This is a genomic window from Bradyrhizobium sp. (assembly GCF_049798375.1).
Classification (GTDB): Bacteria; Pseudomonadota; Alphaproteobacteria; order Rhizobiales; family Xanthobacteraceae; genus Bradyrhizobium.
In genome coordinates this window covers 1-4,179 of record NZ_JBARGP010000515.1, presented here as the reverse complement: position 1 = coordinate 4,179, position 4,179 = coordinate 1, and the positions used below count along the sequence as shown (strand labels likewise).

At 63.7% G+C, this 4,179-nt stretch carries 6 protein-coding genes; 1 reads left to right on the top strand and 5 read right to left on the bottom strand.

Features of this window, described 5'->3' with window-relative positions; genetic code table 11:
- On the bottom strand, nucleotides 1-406 hold a 406-nt coding region (mutL, locus tag WA702_RS20930; RefSeq protein ID WP_425112456.1), incomplete at its 3' end, for a DNA mismatch repair endonuclease MutL.
- Between the two features lie 222 nt (nucleotides 407-628).
- Here mutL and WA702_RS20925 point away from each other — a divergent pair.
- A complete protein-coding gene (locus tag WA702_RS20925; protein ID WP_425112455.1) occupies nucleotides 629-946 on the top strand; it encodes a ribbon-helix-helix domain-containing protein in 318 nt (105 codons plus the stop codon).
- 11 nt (nucleotides 947-957) lie between these two features.
- Here WA702_RS20925 and WA702_RS20920 read toward each other — a convergent pair whose 3' ends face one another.
- From WA702_RS20920 to WA702_RS20905, 4 genes are read right to left on the bottom strand one after another with little or no spacing between them, the layout of a single operon-like run.
- Nucleotides 958-2,526, bottom strand: coding sequence for a GMC family oxidoreductase (locus WA702_RS20920; RefSeq protein ID WP_425112454.1), 1,569 nt, complete (start codon nucleotides 2,524-2,526; stop codon nucleotides 958-960).
- Nucleotides 2,527-2,561: 35 nt separating this feature from the next.
- Complete coding sequence (locus WA702_RS20915) at nucleotides 2,562-3,110, bottom strand: gluconate 2-dehydrogenase subunit 3 family protein (protein ID WP_425112453.1); 549 nt, start codon at nucleotides 3,108-3,110, stop codon at nucleotides 2,562-2,564.
- A gap of 43 nt (nucleotides 3,111-3,153) precedes the next feature.
- Nucleotides 3,154-3,549, bottom strand: a complete 396-nt coding sequence (locus WA702_RS20910; RefSeq protein WP_425112452.1) for a VOC family protein — start codon at nucleotides 3,547-3,549, stop codon at nucleotides 3,154-3,156.
- Nucleotides 3,550-3,873: a c-type cytochrome gene (locus WA702_RS20905; protein WP_425112451.1), complete on the bottom strand. Its 324-nt coding sequence runs from the start codon at nucleotides 3,871-3,873 to the stop codon at nucleotides 3,550-3,552.
- Between the last annotated feature and the right edge of the window lie 306 nt (nucleotides 3,874-4,179).

The window sequence follows — 4,179 nt, the reverse complement described above, 5'->3', positions numbered from 1 at the left end:
CCGCCGGTGCGACCTCCGACTTGGCGCCGCCGTCGACGGCCAGCGCCCAAGCATGCGGCTCGCTCTTGTGCCGCGTGGTGATCGAGAGCCGCGCCACCGAGCCGATCGAGGGCAGCGCCTCGCCGCGAAAGCCGAGGGTGCGGATCTGCAGCAGATCCTCGTCGTCGAGCTTTGAGGTGGCGTGACGCTCGACCGCGAGCGCGAGATCGGCTGCGGTCATGCCGCCACCGTCATCTGTGATCGCGATCTTCCGCCGCCCGCCGCCATCGGTGAAGATGTCGACCCGGCTGGCGCCGGCATCGATCGCGTTCTCGACCAGCTCCTTGACCACGCTGGCGGGACGTTCGACCACCTCGCCGGCGGCGATGCGGTTGACGACCTGTTCTGGAAGCTGGCGGACGGGCATGGAAAGATCAGTCGCGATTCGTGGGCTGCGACCGATTGTAGACGCCGCAGCGGTAAATGGGTGCAGCGAAATCTCAGCCGCTGCGCTCCCCTGATTATGGCGTCGCGACATCAGGTTTTCACGCGCCGCCATGGGAAATTGCGACGTTGTCCAACGCCATTGTGAGCGCCCGCCGCCGGGTATAACGTTTCCGGAAAACGCGACCCTGCCGGGAGGGAACCCATGTGCCAGCTGTTCGCACACCAGCCGCAGCGCGACTATGAATCGCAGACCCGATCTTTGCGGATCGGCGGCCACTGCACCTCGATCCGGCTGGAGCTGTCGTTCTGGGACACGCTCGAGGAGATCGCGGCCAAGCAGGGCATGAGCCTGCCCAAGTTCCTCACCACGCTGTACCACGAGGTGCTCGACCACCACGGCGAAGTGAAGAATTTCGCCTCGCTGCTGCGCTGCTCCTGTTTGATCTACCGTTCGAAGAGTACGGCCGCGATGCCAGAGTTTCCCAGCAGCGCGGCCGCTATTCTGGATGCGGCGGAGTAGCGGCACTCCCCTCAAATCTCCTTCTTCCCCATCATGCCGGCGATGGTGTCAGCCTGGCGGATCGCCAGCGAGACGATGGTCAGCGTCGGATTGCAGGCAGCTCCTGACGTGAACTGGCTGCCGTCGGAGACGAACAGGTTCTTGATGTCGTGGGTCTGGCCGTATTTGTTGACGACGCCGTCCTTCGGCTTCTCGCTCATCCTGTTGGTGCCCATATTGTGCGTCGAGGGATAGGGCGTGGTCGGGTAGGTCACGGTGGCGCCGACCGCCTCATAGACCGCGGCGCCCTGCTTGTAGGCATGCGCGCGCATCGCGAGGTCATTGGGGTGATCGTCGAAATGCACCGACGCCACCGGCATGCCGAACTTGTCCTTGGCGCTCGCGTCGAGCGTGATGCGATTGGTCTCCTGCGCCATGTCCTCGCCGACCAGCCACATGCCGGCCATGCGCGGATAGGTTTCCATCGCCGACGTGAACGAGCGGCCCCAGGCGCCGGGATTGAGGAATGCCGCCATGAAGGGCAGGCCGAGCGACAGCGTCTCCATCTCGTAGCCGCCGACGAAGCCGCGCTTCGGATTGAACGCCGCCTCGTCGCGGATGATGCCGGCCATCGTGGTGCCGCGATACATGTGCACGGGCTGCTCGAAGCTCGCATAGACGCTGCCGGTCATATGCCGCATGTAGTTGCGGCCCACCTGGCCCGATGAATTGGCGAGGCCATCCGGGAACAGACTGGAGGCGCTGTTGAGCAGCAGCCGCGGGCTCTCGATCGAATTGCCGGCGACCGCGACCACGCGCGCCTTCTGCAACTGCATGGCGCCGTTGCCGTCGGCATAGACCACGCCGGTGACCGTGCCCGAGGCGTCGTGCTCGATCTTGATCGCCATGCTGCTCGGCCGCACTTCGAGATTGCCTGTCGCCTCGCCCTTCGGGATCTCGGTGTAGAGCGTCGACCATTTGGCGCCCGACTTGCAGCCCTGGAAGCAGAAGCCGATCTGCTGGCAGGCGCCGCGGCCGTCGCGCGGCTGCGAGTTGATCGCCATGTTGCCGGTGTGCACGGTCTTGTAGCCGAGCTTGCGCGCGCCGGCTTCCATCACCCTGAAATTGTTGTTGCCGGGCAGTCCCGGGATGCCGTTGGTGCGGGTCACGCCCATCTTGTCTTCGGCCTTGGCGTACCAGGGCTCCATCTCGGCCAGGGTGATCGGCCAGTCCAGCAGGTTGGCGCCGGGCAGGGCTCCATAGGTCGTGCGCGTCTTGAACTCATGCTCGTCGAAGCGGAGCGAGGCGCCAGCCCAGTGCACAGTCGAGCCGCCGACCGCTTTCACGATCCAGGCCGGCAGATTGGGGAAGTCCTTGTGGACGCGCCAGGTGCCCGACGTCGTGCGCATGTCCTTCCAGGCGAGCTGGGTAAAGCTCTCCCATTCGTCATTGATGAAGTCGGGAATTTCGTAGCGGTCGCCGGCCTCCAGGATCACGACCTTGATGCCCTTTTGCGCCAGCTCATTGCCGAGCGTGCCCCCGCCCGCACCGGAGCCGACGATCACGACCACGCCCGAATCGTTCAGATCGAATTTTGCCATTGTGTCCTCCGCATCGTTTGTTGATTGCTTGGCTGTCAGGCTTTCGGCAGCCAGTCGATGTCGGCGAAGCCGCGGTTGATGTAGCCACCGTGCTCGGCGGAGGCGCCCTCGTAGCCGAATTTCGGCCAGACCTCTTTCTGGTTATAAAGCGACACGACGAGGTCGCCACGGACCGTGTTGAAGAATTTTGTCTCCTCGATTGCATGCAGCAGCGCGACGCGATCGGCCTCCCATTGCACCTCGGCATAGGGCACCTGGTGGCGATCGCGCGCATCCTGATCGAGCCGAGCAATGCCATCATTGATCATGGTCTTGACCGCGGCATCTGCCGCGGCCTTGCCATCCCATGGCGTGACTGCGGCGATGTAATAGCGGTCGGCCAGCATGTCGTGCGGGTAGATGTCCCGCGCGACCTTGACCAACGTCTTCAACGTCGCCGGCGACAAGGCTTTGGCGTCCTCGGCCCACGCATCAGTGATGCCGAGCCCGGTCGAGCTCGCCACCGCAACGGCGGGCACGGTCGCTGCGGCGCCTTTCAGGAACACGCGGCGATCGTATTTGCTGCGCGGATCGACTTCTCTCATGGCATTCCTCCATTTGTTGTGTTGTTCCAATTGTTCGACTGGTTCAGCCGAACCGGCCGCCGCGCTGGATCACCTCGATCTTGTAGCCGTCCGGATCGGACACAAAGAAGAAGCGCGCCAAGGTCGCGCCGTTGTGCTTGAAATCGCGCAGCGGTCCCGGTGCCAGCTGCTCACGTTCGAAGCGGGCATGCTCGGCGTCGAGATCTTCGACCACGACAGCGAGATGGCCGTAGCCATCGCCGAGCGAGTAGGGCTCCTTGCGGCCGTGATTGACGGTCAGCTCGATCTCGAACGGCGAGGAGGGATGGCGCAGATAGATCAGCGCGAAATCGTCGAAGTTCAGATGATCGGCGATCTCCAGCCCAAAGGCGCACTTGTAGAAGTCGAGCGCCTTGGCTTGGTCGCGCACGCGGATCATTGAGTGAACGGGCTTGGCCATTTATTTCAGCTCCTTGAGATAGCTGATGATGGTGGTGCGAATCTCCGGCTTGGCTTGCCGATAGGCCATCACGGCACCGGGGATCACGCCTTGCGGATTGGTCAGCCAGGCGTCGAGCCTGGCTTCGTCCCAGCTGAAATCGGCCTTGGCGAAGCCGGACGAGTAGTGGAAGTTTTCAATCGTGCCGGCGCGGCGGCCGACGATGCCGTTGAGCGGCGGACCCTGCCGGACCGGCTCGGCGGCGGAGGTGGTGTGGCAGGTGCCGCATTGCTGCTTGAACAGCGTCGCGCCGTCGGCGGGCTTTGTCGCTGGCGGAAACGGCATCTGCGCCATCGCGGCACACGCAATCAGTGTCGCGCCGCAACATCCAAGCCCAACTGCAAATCCGCTTCGTCGCACTGCACGCCGTCCCGACATCGCCCCTCACCCGTCGTTTTGGATGAGACTAGGTCGCAGCTAATCGGCGGTGGTAGTAGCGGGCTGTTTCGGGGAAGAACAAAAAGGCGTTGCTTGTAATCTCTCCCCGCTTGCGGGGAGAGGTCGATCGCGCAGCGATCGGGTGAGGGGGGACAGGTCTAACAATTCGCACCGATCGAGCGTCTGCCCCTCACCCCAACCCTCTCCCCGTAA

What these genes read in the sequence shown, in the direction of transcription:
- WA702_RS20925 (WP_425112455.1), top strand. Translation starts at nt 629, where the DNA reads ATGTGCCAGCTGTTCGCACACCAGCCGCAGCGCGACTATGAATCGCAG.
- WA702_RS20920 (WP_425112454.1), bottom strand. Translation starts at nt 2,526, where the DNA reads ATGGCAAAATTCGATCTGAACGATTCGGGCGTGGTCGTGATCGTCGGC.
- WA702_RS20915 (WP_425112453.1), bottom strand. Translation starts at nt 3,110, where the DNA reads ATGAGAGAAGTCGATCCGCGCAGCAAATACGATCGCCGCGTGTTCCTG.
- WA702_RS20910 (WP_425112452.1), bottom strand. Translation starts at nt 3,549, where the DNA reads ATGGCCAAGCCCGTTCACTCAATGATCCGCGTGCGCGACCAAGCCAAG.
- WA702_RS20905 (WP_425112451.1), bottom strand. Translation starts at nt 3,873, where the DNA reads ATGCCGTTTCCGCCAGCGACAAAGCCCGCCGACGGCGCGACGCTGTTC.